At 49.6% G+C, this 19,038-nt stretch carries 22 protein-coding genes and 1 riboswitch; of the genes, 14 read left to right on the forward strand and 8 right to left on the reverse strand.

Going from position 1 to position 19,038, the window contains the following annotated elements; translation table 11 throughout:
• Nucleotides 1-5: 5 nt before the first annotated feature.
• Nucleotides 6-1,517 carry an amino acid permease gene (locus K6K13_RS15015; protein WP_222157716.1) on the reverse strand — a complete coding sequence of 504 codons (1,512 nt, stop codon included), beginning with the start codon at nucleotides 1,515-1,517 and terminating at the stop codon, nucleotides 6-8.
• A gap of 420 nt (nucleotides 1,518-1,937) precedes the next feature.
• Between K6K13_RS15015 and K6K13_RS15020 the strand changes: the two genes are divergently transcribed.
• Nucleotides 1,938-2,906 (forward strand): acyltransferase family protein, encoded by a 969-nt coding sequence (locus tag K6K13_RS15020; RefSeq protein WP_222157717.1) that lies wholly within the window; start codon nucleotides 1,938-1,940, stop codon nucleotides 2,904-2,906.
• Nucleotides 2,907-2,956: 50 nt separating this feature from the next.
• Here K6K13_RS15020 and thiD read toward each other — a convergent pair whose 3' ends face one another.
• Together thiD and thiM are read right to left on the reverse strand one after the other, a co-directional pair.
• Complete coding sequence (thiD, locus tag K6K13_RS15025) at nucleotides 2,957-3,781, reverse strand: bifunctional hydroxymethylpyrimidine kinase/phosphomethylpyrimidine kinase (protein ID WP_222157718.1); 825 nt, start codon at nucleotides 3,779-3,781, stop codon at nucleotides 2,957-2,959.
• Nucleotides 3,772-4,572, reverse strand: coding sequence for a hydroxyethylthiazole kinase (gene thiM, locus K6K13_RS15030; RefSeq protein WP_222157719.1), 801 nt, complete (start codon nucleotides 4,570-4,572; stop codon nucleotides 3,772-3,774). Before thiM ends, thiD begins: the two co-directional genes overlap by 10 nt.
• Before the next feature lie 37 nt (nucleotides 4,573-4,609).
• Nucleotides 4,610-4,706, reverse strand: a riboswitch (TPP riboswitch).
• A 567-nt stretch (nucleotides 4,707-5,273) separates the two neighbouring features.
• Here thiM and K6K13_RS15035 point away from each other — a divergent pair.
• A complete protein-coding gene (locus tag K6K13_RS15035) occupies nucleotides 5,274-5,672 on the forward strand; it encodes an H-NS family histone-like protein (protein WP_222157720.1) in 399 nt (132 codons plus the stop codon).
• A gap of 258 nt (nucleotides 5,673-5,930) precedes the next feature.
• Here K6K13_RS15035 and K6K13_RS15040 read toward each other — a convergent pair whose 3' ends face one another.
• Entirely contained in the window at nucleotides 5,931-6,329 is a 399-nt protein-coding gene (locus K6K13_RS15040) for a VOC family protein (protein ID WP_222157721.1), read from the reverse strand.
• 269 nt (nucleotides 6,330-6,598) lie between these two features.
• The gene (locus K6K13_RS15045; protein WP_222157722.1) at nucleotides 6,599-7,513 is read right to left on the reverse strand and encodes a DMT family transporter; all 915 of its coding nucleotides are present in this window, start codon (nucleotides 7,511-7,513) and stop codon (nucleotides 6,599-6,601) included.
• 123 nt (nucleotides 7,514-7,636) lie between these two features.
• Between K6K13_RS15045 and K6K13_RS15050 the strand changes: the two genes are divergently transcribed.
• Nucleotides 7,637-8,194 (forward strand): helix-turn-helix domain-containing protein, encoded by a 558-nt coding sequence (locus K6K13_RS15050; protein ID WP_252120310.1) that lies wholly within the window; start codon nucleotides 7,637-7,639, stop codon nucleotides 8,192-8,194.
• A 50-nt stretch (nucleotides 8,195-8,244) separates the two neighbouring features.
• Here the strand turns inward: K6K13_RS15050 and K6K13_RS15055 are convergent, their stop codons facing one another.
• Both K6K13_RS15055 and K6K13_RS15060 read right to left on the reverse strand, forming a co-directional pair.
• The gene (locus tag K6K13_RS15055) at nucleotides 8,245-9,021 is read right to left on the reverse strand and encodes a DUF3750 domain-containing protein (RefSeq protein ID WP_222157724.1); all 777 of its coding nucleotides are present in this window, start codon (nucleotides 9,019-9,021) and stop codon (nucleotides 8,245-8,247) included.
• A 184-nt stretch (nucleotides 9,022-9,205) separates the two neighbouring features.
• Nucleotides 9,206-9,424, reverse strand: coding sequence for a helix-turn-helix domain-containing protein (locus K6K13_RS15060; RefSeq protein ID WP_222157725.1), 219 nt, complete (start codon nucleotides 9,422-9,424; stop codon nucleotides 9,206-9,208).
• A 106-nt stretch (nucleotides 9,425-9,530) separates the two neighbouring features.
• Here K6K13_RS15060 and K6K13_RS15065 point away from each other — a divergent pair, with 106 nt between their 5' ends.
• The 3 genes from K6K13_RS15065 to K6K13_RS15075 all read left to right on the forward strand — a co-directional run bounded on the left by K6K13_RS15065 (nucleotide 9,531) and on the right by K6K13_RS15075 (nucleotide 11,855).
• Nucleotides 9,531-9,785: a helix-turn-helix domain-containing protein gene (locus tag K6K13_RS15065; RefSeq protein ID WP_222157726.1), complete on the forward strand. Its 255-nt coding sequence runs from the start codon at nucleotides 9,531-9,533 to the stop codon at nucleotides 9,783-9,785.
• A gap of 171 nt (nucleotides 9,786-9,956) precedes the next feature.
• Nucleotides 9,957-10,346 (forward strand): SHOCT domain-containing protein, encoded by a 390-nt coding sequence (locus tag K6K13_RS15070; RefSeq protein WP_222157727.1) that lies wholly within the window; start codon nucleotides 9,957-9,959, stop codon nucleotides 10,344-10,346.
• A 198-nt stretch (nucleotides 10,347-10,544) separates the two neighbouring features.
• Nucleotides 10,545-11,855: a glycoside hydrolase family 28 protein gene (locus K6K13_RS15075; protein ID WP_222157728.1), complete on the forward strand. Its 1,311-nt coding sequence runs from the start codon at nucleotides 10,545-10,547 to the stop codon at nucleotides 11,853-11,855.
• Nucleotides 11,856-11,912: 57 nt separating this feature from the next.
• Here K6K13_RS15075 and K6K13_RS15080 read toward each other — a convergent pair whose 3' ends face one another.
• Complete coding sequence (locus tag K6K13_RS15080; RefSeq protein ID WP_222157729.1) at nucleotides 11,913-12,683, reverse strand: YdcF family protein; 771 nt, start codon at nucleotides 12,681-12,683, stop codon at nucleotides 11,913-11,915.
• Nucleotides 12,684-12,826: 143 nt separating this feature from the next.
• Between K6K13_RS15080 and K6K13_RS15085 the strand changes: the two genes are divergently transcribed.
• The 8 genes from K6K13_RS15085 to K6K13_RS15110 all read left to right on the forward strand — a co-directional run bounded on the left by K6K13_RS15085 (nucleotide 12,827) and on the right by K6K13_RS15110 (nucleotide 19,034).
• A complete protein-coding gene (locus K6K13_RS15085; protein WP_222157730.1) occupies nucleotides 12,827-13,216 on the forward strand; it encodes an ester cyclase in 390 nt (129 codons plus the stop codon).
• Between the two features lie 263 nt (nucleotides 13,217-13,479).
• Nucleotides 13,480-14,115, forward strand: a complete 636-nt coding sequence (locus K6K13_RS15090) for a glycoside hydrolase family 25 protein (protein WP_222157731.1) — start codon at nucleotides 13,480-13,482, stop codon at nucleotides 14,113-14,115.
• A gap of 466 nt (nucleotides 14,116-14,581) precedes the next feature.
• Nucleotides 14,582-15,691 (forward strand): FIST N-terminal domain-containing protein, encoded by a 1,110-nt coding sequence (locus K6K13_RS15095; protein ID WP_222157732.1) that lies wholly within the window; start codon nucleotides 14,582-14,584, stop codon nucleotides 15,689-15,691.
• 43 nt (nucleotides 15,692-15,734) lie between these two features.
• Complete coding sequence (locus K6K13_RS15100; protein ID WP_252120311.1) at nucleotides 15,735-16,460, forward strand: sensor histidine kinase; 726 nt, start codon at nucleotides 15,735-15,737, stop codon at nucleotides 16,458-16,460.
• A gap of 26 nt (nucleotides 16,461-16,486) precedes the next feature.
• On the forward strand, nucleotides 16,487-16,810 hold the full coding sequence (locus K6K13_RS23320) for a sensor histidine kinase (RefSeq protein ID WP_350338156.1): 324 nt from the start codon (nucleotides 16,487-16,489) through the stop codon (nucleotides 16,808-16,810).
• Nucleotides 16,801-17,268 carry a response regulator gene (locus K6K13_RS23325; protein ID WP_252120312.1) on the forward strand — a complete coding sequence of 156 codons (468 nt, stop codon included), beginning with the start codon at nucleotides 16,801-16,803 and terminating at the stop codon, nucleotides 17,266-17,268. The genes K6K13_RS23320 and K6K13_RS23325 overlap by 10 nt, the downstream gene beginning before the upstream one ends.
• Entirely contained in the window at nucleotides 17,213-17,899 is a 687-nt protein-coding gene (locus tag K6K13_RS23330; RefSeq protein WP_252120313.1) for an HDOD domain-containing protein, read from the forward strand. The genes K6K13_RS23325 and K6K13_RS23330 overlap by 56 nt, the downstream gene beginning before the upstream one ends.
• A complete protein-coding gene (locus K6K13_RS15110) occupies nucleotides 17,892-19,034 on the forward strand; it encodes a response regulator (protein ID WP_222157733.1) in 1,143 nt (380 codons plus the stop codon). The genes K6K13_RS23330 and K6K13_RS15110 overlap by 8 nt, the downstream gene beginning before the upstream one ends.
• Nucleotides 19,035-19,038: the final 4 nt, after the last annotated feature.

The following is a 19,038-nucleotide window of genomic DNA, read 5'->3' on the forward strand; positions in this document are numbered from 1 at the left end:
CTCACTTAGATAGTAATAATGCCTGTCGCAATGCTGTAGATTGCAGCAATGGCGGCGACCATAACGATAGCGAAAATCCCAAGTTCAGTTTTATTGAACAGCGCAACCCGCTGTTCGCGTTTAGCCATGATGTACAACACGGTGCCCGGCCCATAAATCACAGCCGAAAGCAGCAGGTATTTCATCCCTCCGGCGTACAGCATCAGCAGGGCATACAGTGTGGCAAGGAGCGCAAACGTGAGATCTTTGCGGTGATCGCGCTTGTCGGTTTCGTACGTTTCCCCCGTCCAGGCCAGTTTCAACCCGTACGCGGCCACCAATAAATAGGGGATAAGGGTCAATGAACTGGTCAACTCGATCGCCAGTTGGAAGGCATACTGGCTGAACAGCATCAGGATCAAAAACACCTGAATGGTGATATTGGTGAGCCAAACAGCAGCAGAGGGCACGTCATGTTTGTTCTCGGTCATAAAGACTTTCGGCATGCTTTTGTGCTTGGCCGCGGAAAACAGCACTTCGGCAGCCAGCAATGACCAGGAGAGGTAGGCGCCCAATACTGAAACGATCAAACCAACGCTGATAAAGACGCGGCCCCATGGCCCCACAACGGCCTCCAACACGCCCGCCATGGACGGTTGTCGCAGGCCAGCCAATTCCGGGCGCAGCAACACGCCGTAAGAGAGCAACGTCACCAGCACCAACAGCCCTAATACGCCGATGAACCCCATTACGCTGGCAATCCCCACATGACGACGCTCTTTGGCATAGCGGGAATAAACGCTGGCCCCTTCAATCCCCAGAAACACAAACACGGTCACCAGCATGGTGCTACGGATCTGGCTGAACAGAGACTCAGGTTCCTGCGCTGGCATAATCGCTGCCGCCGCATGACCGGCATAGCCATAATCGTTGAGGTGCTCAAGATCGGGCGTCACGGGCACCGCCGCCGGTGAACCCCAGAAATTTAGCATGAAGATGTCACTTTGGAAGGCAAAAATCAGTACCCCGACAAACGCAATAATCGGGACAATTTTTGCCACCGTGGCAATGGTATTGATGGTGGCAGCGTTTTTGACGCCGTTGAGTACCAGGAAATGGAACCCCCACAGGATGATTGACGACACCACCAACGCAGAGATCGTGTTGCCATCACCAAAGACCGGGAAAAAAGCCCCCAACGTGGATTTGAGCAGTACGAAATAGGAAACGTTACCGATACAGGTTCCCGCCCAGAAACCTAATGCGGAGGCAAACCCCAGATAATCCCCAAATCCCTCCTTCGCATAGATAAAGACCCCAGAATCAAGATCGGGTTTACGTTGTGCCAGAGATTGAAAAACAAAAGCCAGCATTAACATACCGCCACCCGCGATACACCATGCGATAATGGCACCAAATCCCCCGGTTGCGCGTCCAAAAGTCGCCGGTAACGAAAATATTCCAGCGCCAATCATGGATCCCACGACCAACGCCGTGAGAGACCATAAGGACAGCTTATTTACTGATGAGCTCGCCATGGTATTCCTTCCTGACACAAGGCCATTGATGTGATGGACTATTGAAGAGTATTAATTTTCTGACCTACTCTTTTTCTGTAAGGACACAAACAACAAGATTTCGTAAAGGGAAATATCTGATTTGAGAGTAGTGAGAGGTACTCACTCCTATTTATTATGGCTATCACTTCAATAATATTATAAAAAGTCGCAATATCCAGACGACCCCCATCAATCGTAAAGAATTAGGATATTGATTACGCTGCACTGTTAAAAACATTAAAAATCATGAAGTAAAATAGGGGAAACACAGAAATAAATGCAGTGGCAACGCGCTGCACTCAGATGCCTCACTAGGCGTAGAACTGTTTTAACACTACGCTTATCTTCATGAAAAACAGGGATATGACCATAGGACTTACGGCTAAAGGTGAATGAGCCATGATCAGAGATGTCAGCCAACACGCCTTAAAAAGTTTGAGTTGTTTTGCCGCCGTCACATTTTACTCAGCCAGTCAACTTTGCGTTAATGAATGTTTTATTAATGCTAACGCTATGAGTGTTCTTTACTTTCTCTCAACAATTTCTAAACCATTGTTTTTCATCCTTATTGGTTATTTTGACAATATCGATAACCTGACCAAAAAAGAGGTCAGGATAAAAATCAAAAACGTGGTATTTATCATCTTATTTTGGAATATTATCCTGTCACTGATTACATTCCAATATATTCAGCAGGGATACATACTGCAAAATGGAATAATGTTAACCATTGGCATAATTTACATCATCTACCCACTTATCATTAAGGCAATACATAATGTAAAAATGACATTGGCTTTTTTTTCGATCTTACTCGCCATTATTCTTTTATTCGATATATTCAGCCCATTAGATATGCGCGATGATCCACTCTTTATACACAGCTATTCATTTATCTGGGTATGGGGAGGGTACTATATTGTGGGAAGAATGTTGGGAACCGCCGCAGGCAGGCGGTTTACCCACCAAACCGGTATCATCTGGCTGGCTCGCATGATGGTGATACCCGTAGGCATCTCGATGTTCTTTTACGAACGCTTTCTATCCACCCACACGCAGAATATTGTCACCCCCTGGCTGCTTCTTGAACATCTGCATCTGCTGACCATGTGTTTGGCATTATTCATTGTGTTTGAAAATATCACCATAAAAAACAAAATTATAACTTACGTCGTCGAGTTTATTGGCCCGGCAATGATCGGCGTTTATATTGTGCATTACAGCGTGTTTTATTTCATTAGCACGCTATATGACTTTAACTATGTCAACCTGAAATTTGTTCTGCTGGTATCGGTGTTTATTGCGTCAGTGCTGTTGTGCCGTTTACTATTGCTAAACAGGTTTACCGCCAGGATCATCACTTTCTGAAACCACTGACATCAAACCACAATGTCGGCGGCTTATCGCCGCCGAGCGTTTCACCACCATTGATGAAAATGATGCACGGGCCCAATACCCTGCCCCACCGCCAATGAATCTGCCGCCAGTAATGCATGCTGAAGATAATGCTTCGCCGCTTGCACCGTAGTTTCCCAATCGTGGTGCCGGGGACGCAACGCCGCCAGCGCCGCAGACAACGTGCATCCTGTGCCATGCGTGTGCCGGGTGTTTACCCGTGGCGCGCAGAAACGTTGCGGTGCATGCCCACGCTGAAACAGCCAGTCCGGACTCTCCGAGTCACTCAAATGGCCCCCCTTGATCAATACGGCTTGGCACCCCATTTCCAGCAGCCCTTGCCCTTGTGCTTTCATCTCACTTTCTGTCGTCGCCGCATTGCACGCCAACAACGCCGCCGCCTCAGGCAGATTGGGGGTTATCAGTGACACACGCGGCAGCAGCGTCTCTCGAATCGCGGCGACTGCTTCAGGTGCCAGTAGAGGATCGCCACTTTTCGCCAGCATCACCGTATCCAGCACAATATAAGGGACAGCATAGCGTTGCAGGCGCTCAGCAACGGCTTCTACAATATCACTTTGCGCCAGCATGCCGATCTTCGCGCTGTCGATACGCACATCGCTCAGCACTGAATCCAGTTGAGCCGCCACAAAATCAGGTTCAATACGATAAACCGACTGCACTCCCTGCGTATTTTGCGCCACCAGCGCCGTGATCACACTGGTGCCATAGGCGCGTAGGGCAGAAAAAGTTTTCAGATCGGCCTGGATCCCTGCGCCACCGCTAGGATCGGTGCCTGCTATCGTTAATGCATTTATTCGGGGAGCGTTGTCTTTTATCAGGCACATATCTGTGCCTCCTGGCGCAACCGTGCAAGCGCATCCAAAAATGCAGGTGTAAAACTGCCCGGCCCACTAGCCTGTGCGGCGGCTTGTTCTCCTGCCCGCGCCATGACGGCACACGCGGTCGCAACCTGAGACAACCGGTCTTCACCGCGAGCACAGAATGCCGCAACGACGGCGGAGAGTGCGCACCCAGTGCCCACTACACGCGTCATCACCGGATGGCCGCCGTTTACTGCCCAGAGGCGCACACCGTCCGTAACGTAATCCACTTCTCCCGTCACCGCTACCACGGTTGACCAGCGCGCCGCCAGTTCGCGCGCGGCCGGAATGGCAGTAATGGAGGCATCCAGGCTGTCAACACCTCGCCCCTGAGAAGCAAGGCCTGTCAGCGCGATAACTTCCGAGGCATTGCCACGAATCGCCGCCGGTTTGCAAGGCAGCAATTCACGCACAAAGTCAGTGCGAAAGCGCAACCCACCGACGGCGACGGGGTCCAGAACCCAAGGTTTTCCCGCTTGATTCGCGCTATGCACTGCGGCCAACATCGCATCAGCGCGCGTTGATTCTAAGGTCCCTACGTTGATCAGTAGTGCATCGGCCAACGCAGCAAACTGTGCCGCCTCGCCCGGATCCACCACCATCGCGGGAGAGGCACCGAGCGCCAGCAACACATTGGCAGTGAAAGACTGGACCACATCGTTGGTCAGGCAATGGACTAACGGCGAAGCCGTTGAGAAATCGTGAAAAACTGCCGCCGCGTGGGCAGCAGAAAAATCGGTGGGAAGGTCGTTCATTATCACTCCCAACCGGCGTGCAAGAAGACGGTAGCCGATCGGAATACCGAGACTTCCCTACGCTGGCATTATCCAGATCAGGTGGTACGGGTATTTCTCAGCCTTCACAAAGAAGGGCACCCCGAGTCATCGCAACATCAATTTACTGTGGGACTGCCACAGCAAAGCCTATTCAGGATAATCATCAAACCAGAGTGTGTAAATTGATTTGTATTTGCCGACCGTCAAAGGCCGACGGCCTGGCTAGGCATTCATTCCCACGGAGTAAAAGGAAAGCAACCTGTTACGTTTTTTCACACTTACCCCCCAGTTTTCCTTCCGCTCTGCGTATGCCACGCTGGCATTATATTCTTCCCCGTTGCGCTTATACCCTTAAATAATTAGTGTTACGCACCGGGGAAAATGAGATCGCCCCGATAAGTTGACACCGGTGAGGGATTAGGGATGCCAATGCCGTGAACAGACAACCCAGCTTAACTATGGATGGTTGAGTGATGAATTAATAAAGAGAGGCAACCGCAAGGCGTTGTGTTATTAACCAGCTAACGATTAACGCTCCTGCTTTACCTGCGTCTCGTGTTACGCATTTTTTTACATAAGACGCTATAAAAAAATATTTCATGTCGGCGTATCTGGTGTATATTGGAAAATCAAAAAATATCTTGTAAGCTAATAATGTCTCTTCTTTTTAAAGGAACACCATGATGAGTTTTGACGTGCTAAGTAATATTCGTTCTCTTCGCGCTCAGGCCCGAGATACCGATCTTGAAACCCTGGAAGAGCTGTTAAGCAAATTCACTGCAATTGTGGAAGAGCGTCGCGAAGAAGACAGCAAAATTCAGAAAGAGCAGGCAGAACGTTTGGCAAAACTGGATGCCATTCGTGCTCAGCTTCTTGAAGACGGTATTGATCCGTCTGAACTGCTGGAGAGCGTGAAATCCAAACCGGCCAAGGCCAAACGCGATCCTCGTCCGGCAAAATATAAATATATTGATGAGAATGGCACCGAGCAAACCTGGACCGGCCAAGGCCGCACGCCTAAAGCGATCCGTGAAGCCATTGATGGCGGAAGCAAAACGCTGGAAGATTTCGAGATTTAATTTGTTCTCTTCCTTGCCGTATTAGCGCGCATCACTTGTCTTGTTATGCATGGAGCAACGTTGTACTCCATGCATATCTTTTCTCATCTGCAATCGTTATCACCCCTCGGCGTCTAGCCTTCCTTGACGAAAAGTTTTTATCCGCCAAAGACTCGATTAAAATGGCGGAAAAATTAATACCGCTGGTGTATTAGCATGCATATCAATCAGGATCCGACTTTCTTTGATCGTTTGCAGCCAACAAAAGAAGTGATATCCCTAAGACGCAATAGCGCGATGAAAGACAGCCTCGATGTTATATCCATCAGGATCGCGGACGAATGCCGCATAATAATGGGCATGATACAGCGCTCGAATTCCCGGCTTGCCATTATCTTGTCCGCCAGCCTCGATTGCCGCATGATAAAATGCATCAACCACATCACGCGTCTCAGCACTAAATGCAAAATGCGTCGCCGGACAAGGTAATGCTTTTCCCTGATAGATCCAAAATTCACCGCCAGGATCGCTGGACTTTCCATATCCTTCCAACACGCCAAAACTTATCGCATGATCAAAATTTTTAATCAGACGATAACCTAACGGTGCCAGCGCGCTTTCATAAAACTGCCGACTGCGATCAATATCTGTCACCGGAACACTTAAATGATCGAGCATTGAACGTCCCCCTGTTATAAACACGAAACCGCCTACGCATTGTTGCCCCCTGTTTTCATCCTGAAAACCGATCCTTTATCCCCTAAATAATTCGCGTTGCAGGACAACGCGTTTAGGTTTTGAACAGCGCTTGCCGCAGCCAACACACCTGCAACTTGAAGTATGATGGGCATAGCGAAAAAAATATCGGAACGGAACCGCATCGTAGCCTGAACCCGCCCTAATGAATGCTGACCCTGGTCAACATTCATGCAGACCAGCATAACGCGTTAATGAGGCGGATTAGCGCGGTTGCCTTTGGGGGAAAAACGCCACCGGACATTAATGCCAGCAACCGCTGCCAGAACGATCAGTGCGCCTGTCAACTGCCCCCCATTTAATGGCCGATGCAACACCCAGGCATCGACCAAAATAGCCACGACGGGATAGATAAACGCCAGCCCAGCGACCAATATTGTCGGAATTTTTTGTACCGCGCTGTAAAGCAGCGCAGACATCAGGCCAGTGTGTACAAAGCCAATCACCATCAGCAGTTCCCAGACGTAGCTGACAGAGGATGTCGTGGGCAGCGAGACAACAGGCAGTAGTATCACGCAGCCCACCGTTAACTGAATAAACACCATCAGGCAAGGAGACACATCGCGCAATCCTTTGGTAATCGCTGCTGTGATGGCGTAAAAAAAAGCGGCAGCCAATGCAAACCCTACCCCATAGACGTATTGACCAGAATCCTGATTCTGTTGCTGGCCTCCCAACATAATCAGCGCCACACCGGAGAAGGCCATCACCATCCACCCGAGCTTATACCGCGTCAGTGTTTCATTGAACAACACCGCGCCTAGCGCAACCAAAATAAACGGCTGTACGTGGTAGGTGATGGTGGCAACGGCAATAGAGGTTTTCGCATACGCGATAAACAGACAAACCCAGTTGAGCGTCAGAGTGACGCCGCCTAGCATAACCCAGTACAACTGCCTGCGCGTCAGCATGCCACGGCGTAAAAGTCCTTGCGCAGCACAGACCAGCGCCATCGCTAACGCGCCGAAGGCACAGCGCCAAAAGACCACCGTTAATGCAGGTAAGTCTGTGGCTAACACAAACCATCCCACCGTTCCTGAAATGATCATGGCTATCGCCATCTTCAGCGATCCTGCTCCCCACTCGGCGCGTTGATCGGATGCCATACCTAGTACCTCGCATACAGTAAATAACATAACGAACGATTGTTCGTCAAAAAGAACGCGTGGTATAATGGCGGTCGCAATATCGACTGTCAAAAAGAACGATCGCTTTTTATGGAGAACAACATGCCGCTTTCATCAACGCCGATAGGTATTCTCGCCGTAGCGGTAAAACGTGAACGCGAGCGGATCGGGATTTCCGTGAGTGAACTGGCCAAACGCGCCGGTATCGCAAAATCGACGCTATCCCAATTGGAATCAGGCAGCGGCAATCCCAGTCTGGAGACGCTGTGGGCGTTGGCGATGGCATTGGATGTGCAGGTAACACAGCTGATTGCAGCACCGCAGCCCCGCGTGCAGGTGATCCGTGCGCATGAAGGCGAAATCGTAGCCGCTGAACAGGCACATTATTTTGTGACACTGCTCGCCGTCTGTCCGAGAGGAATGCAACGCGATATCTACCGCGTGACAGCGCAGCCGGGGAGTGTACGCCGCTCTGTCCCCCATCAACCCGGCACACTGGAACATGTCATGCTCAGCCGTGGGCGTGCCGTGCTGGGTCCTGAAGGGCATGAGATTACACTTAACGCCGGCGATTACGTCAGCTATGCCGCAGATGGGCCACACACCTTTGAAGCATTGGAAGAAGATACCTGCGCGGTAATGGTTATTGAGCACCCGTAGCGGAGTGCTCTTCACAGGACGTATCGGTTATCGCGCCATACCTTTTATCGTCAGCGTTCTTGCTGCTGATCGACATTGTCAAAACCTAATCGACCAATGAAAGGCAGACGCAACGCTGGTGGATTCACATCTATGCCCAGGTTCATCCCCAGTAGGTTCACCTCCAGGCCTTCTTCCAGCGCCAGTGTTACGCCCAGCGCCCCCAGAACCGAAACCTGAACGCCGCTACCTGAGGGAGCCAGCCCCACCGGATTTGCGATGGAGCGGTAATCTTTACCAATAGCGTTGGCAGGCATATCCAGCTTTAAGGCAGGCACTTCACGACCAATGTGCGCGAGAAAGGTATTACTGTTCGGCCCAGGCCAGGCACGATAGGTCTGCGGCCAGGGATAGCTTTTGATCGCGGCATCGATCTGCGGGATCATCACCTGTGCCGCTTCACCGCGATGTTCAACCAGCAGTTTCGGTGTGGCGCCGTACCAGAATCCGTCCGGTAGCGTGTAATTCAGGCGTATCACATTGTCGCTTCCCCAACTGATCACCTCATAACGCCGGTAGCGTGTTTCACCCTTGGCCTTCAGGATAATCCAAGGATGAACCGCCACCAGACCGCGCCAGCCATAGGTCGGCGCGGCATACACTTGAACAATAGCCGTATCGCGCCAACGCACGGGATCGGGCGCGACGCCCGCTGAGTCACGCCGAGCGGACCACCATCCCTGGCCGCTCAGCGCTTCACCACCGCGCGTCGAGTGCGCCCAGCTTTGCCAAAATGACAACAGCAACACGCTGACGATGGTCACACCCACGATCTTGGTAAACTTCATCAGCCTCATCCTGTTAATGCCAGCAACAAATAACGCTTCATTGTTGCATCATCAAAGAAATCAAGGCTGTCAGCAATACCTTTCGCTGTAAAAACGTGCAGAGCGACCATGATACCAAGCCTGTACCAAACAGCAGGCCATCGCAGCCACCCGCGTAGGGCGGATGGCTACTTAGCCTCCCCGCTCAGCGACGATTTTTCAGGTAGCGTGAAGGCCAGATCTCTTCCGGACTCACTTTTATCGCTTGTGCGATAAGCCGCTCCCCCTTAGGCCACCGTCGCGTCAGGGCATTCGCCAGTGTTGATGATGCTAATCCAGATGCCCGAGACAACGCCGCCAGCGACGTCCCCTTCCTTTTTATGGCAGCAATGATATCTGCTGGGTGCCAGTCCTGCTTTTCCATTTACACCTCCGTTTCGTTGACTATAAGTCACTACGTTACCACAAAATCTTACCATTGTGACTAATAGTCCGTGGACTGATAAGCATCAAAAAACAATGCTTACTCCATGAAAACACCCCATTCCATCAAAGCCCGTCTGGGTCAGCGCGTAAGATCACTCAGGTTGCAGGCGAATCTGTCGCAAGAAGCTTTTGCTGAAAAATGTGGGTTGGACCGCACATATCTCAGTGGTGTCGAGCGCGGCGTGCGTAATCCTACGCTGGAAGTGCTCTATATCATCGCCGTGGGATTACACATCGATCTGGTTACCCTGTTTGCTTTTGAAGATGATGCACAGGCTGCACCATCGGTAGATCAATAGCGCGCGATGTCTTTGGCGGTTATTCCTCACCGCTTATTCATCAATTCGCTGCCACAGCCCCCCTCGTGTCTGTATTTCCCTGCTGTGTGGAAAAAATAAATCTGTGCTATACCTTTATTATGTCCATCGCGATGCCTGATTTAATTCATTAAATCCTGAGGAAACACAAAAATGGCAACACACCTACTGACGCTGTGGGATATATTGGTCTCGGTATTTTCACTGTTCTTTTTTATTGCCTATCTTTTTATTCTCTTCCAGGTGGTATCCGATCTGTTTCGCGACCAAGAAGCCAGCGACCTTTACAAAGCGGCGTGGATTGTTTTCCTACTGTTTATTCCGCTCCTTACCTCTCTCATTTACCTTATCGTACGCGGCAAGCGCATGGCAGAACGGCATCGCGCGCAGGTGCAAAAATCCGTCTCAGCAACTAACGAGTATATTCGAGAGGTAGCTGGAAAATCGCCCACGGAGCAGATATCAGAGGCCAAAAAGTTGTTAGACGATGGCACCATTACTGAAGATGAATACCAAACGCTGAAAGCCAAAGCTCTGTCTTGATTGAAAGATACTGTCTACGCGCTGATATTTATTCTGCAGCGACAGTATAAAAGGGGCAGCGATAGCGATAAAACGACGTATAACTTTGTGACACTTTCTTACGTGGCAACGAGAGAGCCGCGTCTGCGGTTTTGTTTTAATTATCATCTGGAAGAAAACAACGAATTTACCTTGGATGATGGTTAACAGGCTACGCCGATGAAAGCAAAAACACTCACAACGTTACTGTCGCTTTGCCCCGCATTTTTATTGAGCATCGCGCACGCCGCCGATCGCCGCCAGGTGCAGGAACCCACCTACCCCCAGCATATTTGTACCACCCTGACGCCCGAACCGGGAAATAATCAGCAGCGGATTCAACAGGCCATCGATCGCTGCCCTGCGGGTAACGCGGTGAAATTAATCGCCGCCAGCGGCCAAACTACCTTTTTAAGCGGTCCTCTGAGTATGCGTTCCGACACGTGGCTATGGGTGGATAAAGGTGCCGTGCTCGCAGCCTCTGCCAACCCCAGCGATTACGATAAAGGCCATGGCATTTGCGGCACGCTCAGCAATCAGAAGGGACACTGTCAGCCTTTTATTCATTTTGATAACGTACAGGGCGGCGGCCTGCTCGGCGAAGGCACGATTGATGGACGTGGCAACCAGATCATGGCGGGTAAGACTGAAACCTGGTGGCAGTTGGCGCGGCGCGCGCAAAAGGAAGGGGGCAACCAGAACGTGCCTCGTCTTATCCAGGTGGATAACGCCAAAAACCTGACTTTTTATCAGATCCATTTAATCAACTCACCTAACTTTCATCTGGTGCTGAATAAGGTACAAGGGGTCACGGTGTGGGGAATTGTTATTGATACCCCAGCGGATGCGCGTAATACCGACGGTATCGATCCGGGAGCGGCAACCGATGTGACGATAGCAAAAAGCGTTATTCGCACCGGTGATGACAATATTGCGATAAAAGCAGGCAACAGTGGGCCAACGCGCTTTATCTCTATTCTGGATAACCACTTCTATGCCGGTCACGGCATGTCTATCGGCAGTGAGACCAACAGCGGTATCAGTAATATTCTGATTAAAGATCTGACCCTGGATGGCACAACGTCAGGCATCAGAATTAAAAGTGATTCCAGCCGCGGCGGAATCGTTGAAAACGTCAAGTTTGAGAATATCTGTTTACGCAATAACAAATGGCCGATTACGCTGGATACGGCCTATGAAGGCAAAAAAGGCAACCTTATTCCCTGGTACCACTCTATTTTGCTCAAAAATGTATCCGGTAGCGGCGGCCAAGTGGTACTTAACGGCTATGACAGCGATCACCCTCTTGATGTCACCTTTGACGCTGTGAAAATCGATAATCTTCAAGGCTGGTATCAACAGAACGCCATTGTTCATGTGGCCGAAGGCGGTTTAACCCCAGCGCCCTCGACCATCGCCAACGCAACAGCGGTGAAAACAGCGTATGCCTGTGAAGACAAATGGCGGCCTTTCCCGGCAACACGCCAATAGTACCCACAACCAAATCTGATAGCCGGAATCTGTCGTCGGTACGGCCCGACGGCAGGTTTATCTGATGCTCACCACCAGTTCGTCGTTTTCAGTAAGCCGTCGCCAGGCGTTTTCCACCGCATCAGGAATAGCAACATGGCCGATAAAACCAGCCCCTGCCGGCCCGTAGCCTGTCTCATCATCGCGCAGGCGCTTGACCTCACCGAATATCATGGAAATATAGCGTTCAAGCGTCCATATGCCCGCACGCTGTCCACCGGTAATCACCAGGGAATCGTTCACGTTGACGACATGTGGCACAAATACCGGCCAGTTGATAAATCGGCTGGTTATCGTTTTCTGCCGCCAACTGTACTGAAAAGATTCAAAGGTTCTACGCTGCATGAGCGGATCCTGAACCAGCACGATCGTCGCGGGGATCGATGACAGGGCCAGCAGCCTGTCTCTGCTGAAATCCGCATTTTGCCCACAGTTGTTCGAGCGATTTTCTATCTCTATTTTTTCCCGGGGGATCGCAAAAACCTGATGCGCTATCTCGGCGAGAATATCTGCTTCCCCCTTCCATGCGGTCTCAATAGCAGCCGTGAGTGGGTCCTGTTTTACCGCCTGCTGTAACAGCGTGGTTGAATGGCCGATCCCCCCGCTCAGCAACACAGGGACGCCAGTTCGTGCGGCAAAGTCAAGCGCGCCAATAATGTTCGGCATGATGGCGTGCCCCGCCAAAATCAGCAGCTCCGGGTTCAGATTTTCATGGGTACCAAGATCGTCAAGGGCTAACCACCCGGACAGCGTATTCAAATCGCGGATGGCTTCATCAGAAATGTGCATCCTGTTCTCCCTTATCAAACGGCCCATCAATCACAAGATGATACCTTAAGGCAGAGGAGGGAGTAGAATTTACCGGCACTTTTGAATTTTCATCCTGCTCTCATACACTGTTATGTTTCATAAAACGGAGGGGAAGTAACACGATGGACGACAAAAAATCGGTGGCAACCGTTTTTTATCACGCTTTTAATGCTAACAACGGTGCCATATTCGACCGAATCCTGGCTGCCAACTGGATTAACCACCCTGCCGATCCCGGTCAGCCAAACACCCCTGAAGGGTTCAAATGCGCGGTGCGGCAAACACACGCAGCGCTGGAGGGTTTTCACATTAAGATTGAGGCCATGGTTGCGGAAGGTGATCTGGTGGTGTGCCGGATTGCCATGCAAGGGCGTCACGTTGGTGATATTGCGCATCGAAAAGCATCAGGCCGTCAGGTAAGTTTCACCGGAATGGACATGCACCACATTGTTAACGGACAAATCCTTGAGACCTGGCATTTCGAAAATTATGATGGGCTCAATCCTGAGTGACGGTTGAATAGCCACCAGCCCCCCTTAGTGCAATATCGGCAATCACAAATACTTTTTCCCAGCTGCGTATTCGCTTATGTTCAGCTGCCCTAGCGGGGTCTTAAAAATACCGTGGCAATATTATCCGATGGTTTACCAACTGTTTAATTAAATACTCTCTTTGTGTTGTCCAAAAATGAGGTGTCATTACCTGAACAGGGTAGCGCCTTATCGTTTTGACACCTAAAGGACTATTATTCAAGCACAAAAAGAGAGGAATGATTATGAACAACAACGTTATTGCCATCTCCAGATTCCAGGGAACCATTGAATGGGATAAAGTAAAAGAAGACGGTGTCAGCATGGCGTTTTCTCGCTTGGGAGAAGGTGAGACTTATATTGACCCGACGTTTTCTGAAAATTTCCGAAAATCCAGAGTGGCAGGTATCCCTTCCGGGGCCTGGCACATTTTTCGAGCCAAATCCAGCACGCCAGAAGCACAGGCCAGAACCATAGTGAACACGCTGAAAGAAGCGGGTTTTACCAACAAAGATGCTTTTGCCTTTGAAGTCAACAATAAGGTCGGAAGTAATAAAACTGCCACCAAAAATGAAATGGCGAATAACCTTTATCATCTGATACAGCATATTATTGATTCAGACCTTCCCATCTGCACCAATAATTTGTACATCAAAACCAATATTGATACCTGGAAGAACAGCGTTGCATGGGAATTGCATGATGATTTCTTTCGGAAAATAAAAATCTGGCCCGAACACTGGAGAACACAGCCTGACTCCCCTGATACCTTATATCCCTGGGGAAAAGGAAACTGGAGTTTCTGGGAATACTCATCTCACGGGACGGTAAATGGCATTAATGGCAACGTATTGATCAGTAAAATCAATCCGCTTCTCTAAGGTTTGAGTCGCGAAATGCGCTAAAACCAGCGGAGAATATCGCAGGATATTCTCCGCTGAAATCGATGTAGAGGATGTCATCGGGCTTAGCGCCACAACCCGGAGTGTAAGCATCCCGCTAAACAGTAGATAAAGTCATAAAGGGGCTGTAGCAGCATAAATAGTCCGTAGAACACTGGGCAAGGCACATACATACATGCCTAGCGTGCGGTCGTGACGACAAGGCAAGGACAGCGAGCATTCCTTTATAGCACCACCTACAAGCCGATATAAAAGCGTAGCTAGGGTACTTTCATCAGTGCTTCGCTTTTTAGATGCCTTAGTAAAATAAAAAGAAGCGATATTTGCAATTAAAATAAAATACTGACTATTTACTATTTGATGTGCTGGTCTATTTTCATAGAGACAATCGAATATTGCAGAAATTCATGCAAAAATTTCTACTCAAAAGCGCGGGAGTACTCTCATGAATTTCCAACTTAAATATGCAAATAGCACATCACCAGATCCCGTCCAGGCTGTTGCCGATTTTGCCAGTAAGATTAGTCATGAAGATATCAATACGGTCATTTTTTTCTGTTCTCCTGACTACGATTTAAACATTTTAGGCAGAGAACTAAAAAAATCCTTTTCCTGCACCTGCATAGGTTGCACAACTTCACGGCAAATTGGTGCACAAGGGTTTCAACGTACAGGCTTAGTGGGGTTGGGCTTAAACAAAAATTTTAGCGCTCACACATTTACGATCCACCCTTTGGAGAACTATGCAGAAATAGCCGCTGAAATTGCTGAAGCTATTCACCATGATAGTAAAGATAGACCCGCACTTAACCGTTTTAGTCTGTTACTGGTCGATGGCCTCTCAATGATTGAAGAGCGTCTGGTCGCAAGCCTTTATCAACAAATAGGTAATATTCCGATTATTGGCGGTTCTGCTGGCGATGACTTACGTTTTGAAAAAGCGCATGTCTATGATGGGGATGGTCATTTTATCTCTAACGCAGCTATATTTGCGGTCATTGAGACCAAATCGACGGTCGTCACGTTTAAAGTTCAGCATTTCAATCACAGCGAGATCGAATTGGTTATTACTGAGGCCGATCCAGAGAAACGACTTATCTTTGAGATAAACGGTGAACCAGCGGCACTTGCTTACGCGGAAGCCTTGGGGTTAACCGTATCTGAATTAACCCCAACCATCTTTTCCAGTAACCCGCTTGTGCTCTCCTTGGGCGACGATCCCTACGTTCGAGCCATCCAAAAATGGAATGCCGATTTTTCTCTTACCTGTTATTGCGCTATTGAAGAAGGGCTTATCGTTTCTATCGCTAAAGCGGAGGATCCAGTCCAAACGCTAGAACGGGCCTTCAACAAGGTTAGAGAGACTCTAGCGGACCCCGTAATTATCGGTTGTGATTGCATCCTGCGTCGCCTCCAATTTGAACAAGACGGACTCGACCAACAGATTGCCGACATCATGGTGAAAAACCGCGTCGTAGGGTTTTCCACTTACGGTGAGCAATATAACGGATTGCATGTGAATCACACCTTCACCGGCATAGCCATTGGGGGATAGTGTGTTGAACGAAAGAACCCATTCCACGCCCACGGTATCAGGCATGTCCAACGCTGAGTACCAACGTAAGCTGGCGGCCAGAGATAAAACGATCGATGTATTAAAGCGCCGTATTATTCGAGAGAAGGCACAAGAGCATGCAACACCTTTCGCTATTCTCAAACAAAACGTGCGCTTGGAAAAAGTCGTCTCTCATAAAACCTTGGCATTAGAAAATGAACGCGGTGAGTTGGAAAAAGCACTTAAGGAGCTACGCTTGACTCAAGCACAACTCCTTCAAGCACAAAAGATGGAATCCATTGGTCAACTCGCCGCAGGCATCGCCCACGAGATAAACACGCCTACGCAATATGTCTGCGATAATGTGGGCTTTGTGAAAACTGCAGCGTCGTCGCTTATTAGCCTACTGGAAACGGCGCAAATACTGTTCGACGCCATACGAGAGAAATGTGCTGGAGAGCCCGCCGTGGCCGCATTCGACACTGCGCGTAAACAGTTGAAAGTGGATTTCTTGTGTCGGCAAATCCCTGGGGCGTTAGACGAATCACTTGAAGGTCTTGCTCATATCGCAAAAATCGTCGCCGCCATGAAAGAATTTTCTTACCCTTCTCACAACGAAAAAGCGCAGGTGGATGTACGCGATATTATCAACACAACAGTTACCGTCGCACGCAACGAGTGGAAATACGTTGCTGAACTTGAGACTCATTTTGAGGATAACCTACCCCCCTTCCCTGCCTTAGGGATGCCATTGGCCAGGCAATTTTAAATCTGGTCGTCAATGCCGCTCATGCCATTACTGACACAATCCAGCAAACCGTTAAAGAAAAAGGCCATATCGCTATCTCTGCTGCTCGATGCGGTGAATACATGAAAATCCGTGTGCAAGACGATGGTATTGGTATTCCTGCCAGTATTCGTGACCGCATCTTCGACCCCTTTTTTACGACGAAACCCATAGGTAAAGGGACAGGCCAGGGCCTTGCGATTGTTTATTCAATTATTGTGGATAAACATCAAGGACAGATCCGGTGCGAGTCAGAAGAAGGCGTGGGTACAACATTTATCTTACTGCTGCCGCTTAATGCTCTCCCTGAGGAGCCTCCTGCATGCAAGTGATGTTCGTTGACGATGAAAGCAGAGTGCTCTCCGGCATTGAACGAGCGCTGATAATGCAAAACATCGAATGGGAATGTCGATTTGCCAACAGTGGGCAAAAGGCACTCTCCATGCTGGAAGAACAACCGGCAGACGTCGTGATATCCGACATGCGCATGCCCTTTATGGATGGCGCTGAATTACTCTCACAAATACGTACACACTGGCCTGGTACAATACGCGTCATCCTGTCTGGCTATTCTGACCCGGATGCCACTGAACGTATGCTGGACGTCGCTCACCGCTTTGTCTCTAAACCCTGTGAAAGCAATGTGCTGATAGGCATGGTAAAAAAACACCTTGTTACTGCGCGATATGCTTCAGGATCCCGCTGTGGTCAATATCATAGGTCATGCGAGTCACTTGCCAACAGCCTCAAACGTGTTTGTCGAAATAGGTCAGCTTCTCGCGCATTCTGACAGCGATACACGACACATTACACGACTGCTAAGCAGTGACCCTGCTTTAAGCGCAAAAATTTTACAACTTGCCAACTCGACCTATTTCTCCAGAGGCAGCCACATAACGAATATTGCAAATGCCATCGGTCATTTGGGGTTGGATCACGTTAAGATTCTCATCCTTGCATCGCAAGTATTTTCAGACGCCAAAACAGATCCCTATATAGCGCAATTACAGCAAAGCGCCCTGCTAGCCTCAACGCTAGCAGCCCAAATATCGGGTCATCAAAGTACGGCACAAGTCGCCGCACTGCTTGCCAATATCGCACAACTGATACCTGAAATCAGACAACACCATGGTCTGACAGCACCAACACGCAGTAACACCACCGTTAACGCAGCTGTAAGCGCATATCTCCTGTCATTATGGGGATTGCCCCTAGATATTGTGGAAGCCGTTGCGTACCACGAGCAGCCCTCTCTCATCACAGACACTGAATTCGGTGTAGTTGGTGCCGTGCATGTTGCTGTTGCTCTCGCGAATAGCCCCCCCCTTGACATGGATTATCTTGAACAGACCGACATGCTTGGCAAGCAACCGTTATGGCAAAACATGCTCGCCCATATACAGGAATGCAATCATGACTGAAATAGCGCATCCCCGCGTGCTCTGTGTAGACGATGAACCCAATGTACTCTCAGCGATGGAACGCAATCTTTTTGGTGAGTTTGACGTTACAACCGCACGCAGTGGTGAGGCCGGACTGGATGCCGTTCGTTGGGGGACACCGTTTGCCGTGATCATGTCAGATATGCGAATGCCAGGTATGGATGGCGCAACCTTCCTCGAAAAAACACGAGAAATCGCCCCCGACAGTGTACGCATCCTCCTGACGGGTCAAGCTGATATTGAATCGTCTATCGCGGCAATCAACAAAGGCGCAATCTTTCGTTACCTTTGTAAACCTTGCTCGAAAGAAGAACTGGTTTTGGCACTCAACGATGCCGTTGGGCAGTATCAGCTGGTTCGTCTGGAAAAAGAATTATTAGAAACCACACTCAGCGCATCTGTAAAAACGATGACAGAAGTACTCGCTATGGTGGCCCCCTGGGCCTTCCAGCGCTCAGCCTTTGCCCAATCCGGCGTGCAACATGCGCTGAAAAAACTCGCTTGGCCTGATGAATGGATATACACCATCGCAGCGGCATTGAGCCAGATCGGCTGTGTTGGCATTCCGATCGATATCGTTCAAGCTGATGCAGCGCAGCGCCCGCTTTCTGAAGAAGAAAAAAAACTGCTAGAGGAACATCCTAATGTTGCCGCTCGGCTAGTGACAAACATCCCGCGGCTTGAGAAGGTCGCCGATATTATCCGTTACCAAATGACAGCGGCTCCCGTCGATGCGCCTGTTGAAGTCATCAGGGGCGCACAACTGTTACACGCAACCCTACTGTTAGAACGCCATGCAGCCAGAGGGTTAAGTCTGGATCATCCGAGAGAAATTCTGCGTGGTGCACACCCCGCCATTCCTGAATACATCATTAAAAGTCTGACAGATTTTCGCGCTAATCTGGCGGGTATCCGCACGGTACGGATTGGTGAATTAAAAACCGGTTGGATAATTGATGAGGATATCCGTACCAACAACGATTTGATGGTGTTGACCAAAGGGCATGAACTCACCGATACCGAAATATCCGCATTGCAACGGCTCCTCAGTCTGGGCGCTATCGAAGAGCCTATTCAAGTTTGTGTCACCCGTGAGGCTGAAACGCACTCGTGATGCG

The organism is Symbiopectobacterium purcellii (assembly GCF_019797845.1).
Lineage (GTDB): Bacteria > Pseudomonadota > Gammaproteobacteria > Enterobacterales > Enterobacteriaceae > Symbiopectobacterium > Symbiopectobacterium purcellii.

Coding starts and splice junctions, on each gene's coding strand:
- K6K13_RS15015 (WP_222157716.1), bottom strand. CDS start 1,517: ATGGCGAGCTCATCAGTAAATAAGCTGTCCTTATGGTCTCTCACGGCG.
- K6K13_RS15020 (WP_222157717.1), top strand. CDS start 1,938: ATGATCAGAGATGTCAGCCAACACGCCTTAAAAAGTTTGAGTTGTTTT.
- thiD (WP_222157718.1), bottom strand. CDS start 3,781: ATGTGCCTGATAAAAGACAACGCTCCCCGAATAAATGCATTAACGATA.
- thiM (WP_222157719.1), bottom strand. CDS start 4,572: ATGAACGACCTTCCCACCGATTTTTCTGCTGCCCACGCGGCGGCAGTT.
- K6K13_RS15035 (WP_222157720.1), top strand. CDS start 5,274: ATGATGAGTTTTGACGTGCTAAGTAATATTCGTTCTCTTCGCGCTCAG.
- K6K13_RS15040 (WP_222157721.1), bottom strand. CDS start 6,329: ATGCTCGATCATTTAAGTGTTCCGGTGACAGATATTGATCGCAGTCGG.
- K6K13_RS15045 (WP_222157722.1), bottom strand. CDS start 7,513: ATGGCATCCGATCAACGCGCCGAGTGGGGAGCAGGATCGCTGAAGATG.
- K6K13_RS15050 (WP_252120310.1), top strand. CDS start 7,637: ATGCCGCTTTCATCAACGCCGATAGGTATTCTCGCCGTAGCGGTAAAA.
- K6K13_RS15055 (WP_222157724.1), bottom strand. CDS start 9,021: ATGAAGTTTACCAAGATCGTGGGTGTGACCATCGTCAGCGTGTTGCTG.
- K6K13_RS15060 (WP_222157725.1), bottom strand. CDS start 9,424: ATGGAAAAGCAGGACTGGCACCCAGCAGATATCATTGCTGCCATAAAA.
- K6K13_RS15065 (WP_222157726.1), top strand. CDS start 9,531: ATGAAAACACCCCATTCCATCAAAGCCCGTCTGGGTCAGCGCGTAAGA.
- K6K13_RS15070 (WP_222157727.1), top strand. CDS start 9,957: ATGGCAACACACCTACTGACGCTGTGGGATATATTGGTCTCGGTATTT.
- K6K13_RS15075 (WP_222157728.1), top strand. CDS start 10,545: ATGAAAGCAAAAACACTCACAACGTTACTGTCGCTTTGCCCCGCATTT.
- K6K13_RS15080 (WP_222157729.1), bottom strand. CDS start 12,683: ATGCACATTTCTGATGAAGCCATCCGCGATTTGAATACGCTGTCCGGG.
- K6K13_RS15085 (WP_222157730.1), top strand. CDS start 12,827: ATGGACGACAAAAAATCGGTGGCAACCGTTTTTTATCACGCTTTTAAT.
- K6K13_RS15090 (WP_222157731.1), top strand. CDS start 13,480: ATGAACAACAACGTTATTGCCATCTCCAGATTCCAGGGAACCATTGAA.
- K6K13_RS15095 (WP_222157732.1), top strand. CDS start 14,582: ATGAATTTCCAACTTAAATATGCAAATAGCACATCACCAGATCCCGTC.
- K6K13_RS15100 (WP_252120311.1), top strand. CDS start 15,735: ATGTCCAACGCTGAGTACCAACGTAAGCTGGCGGCCAGAGATAAAACG.
- K6K13_RS23325 (WP_252120312.1), top strand. CDS start 16,801: ATGCAAGTGATGTTCGTTGACGATGAAAGCAGAGTGCTCTCCGGCATT.
- K6K13_RS15110 (WP_222157733.1), top strand. CDS start 17,892: ATGACTGAAATAGCGCATCCCCGCGTGCTCTGTGTAGACGATGAACCC.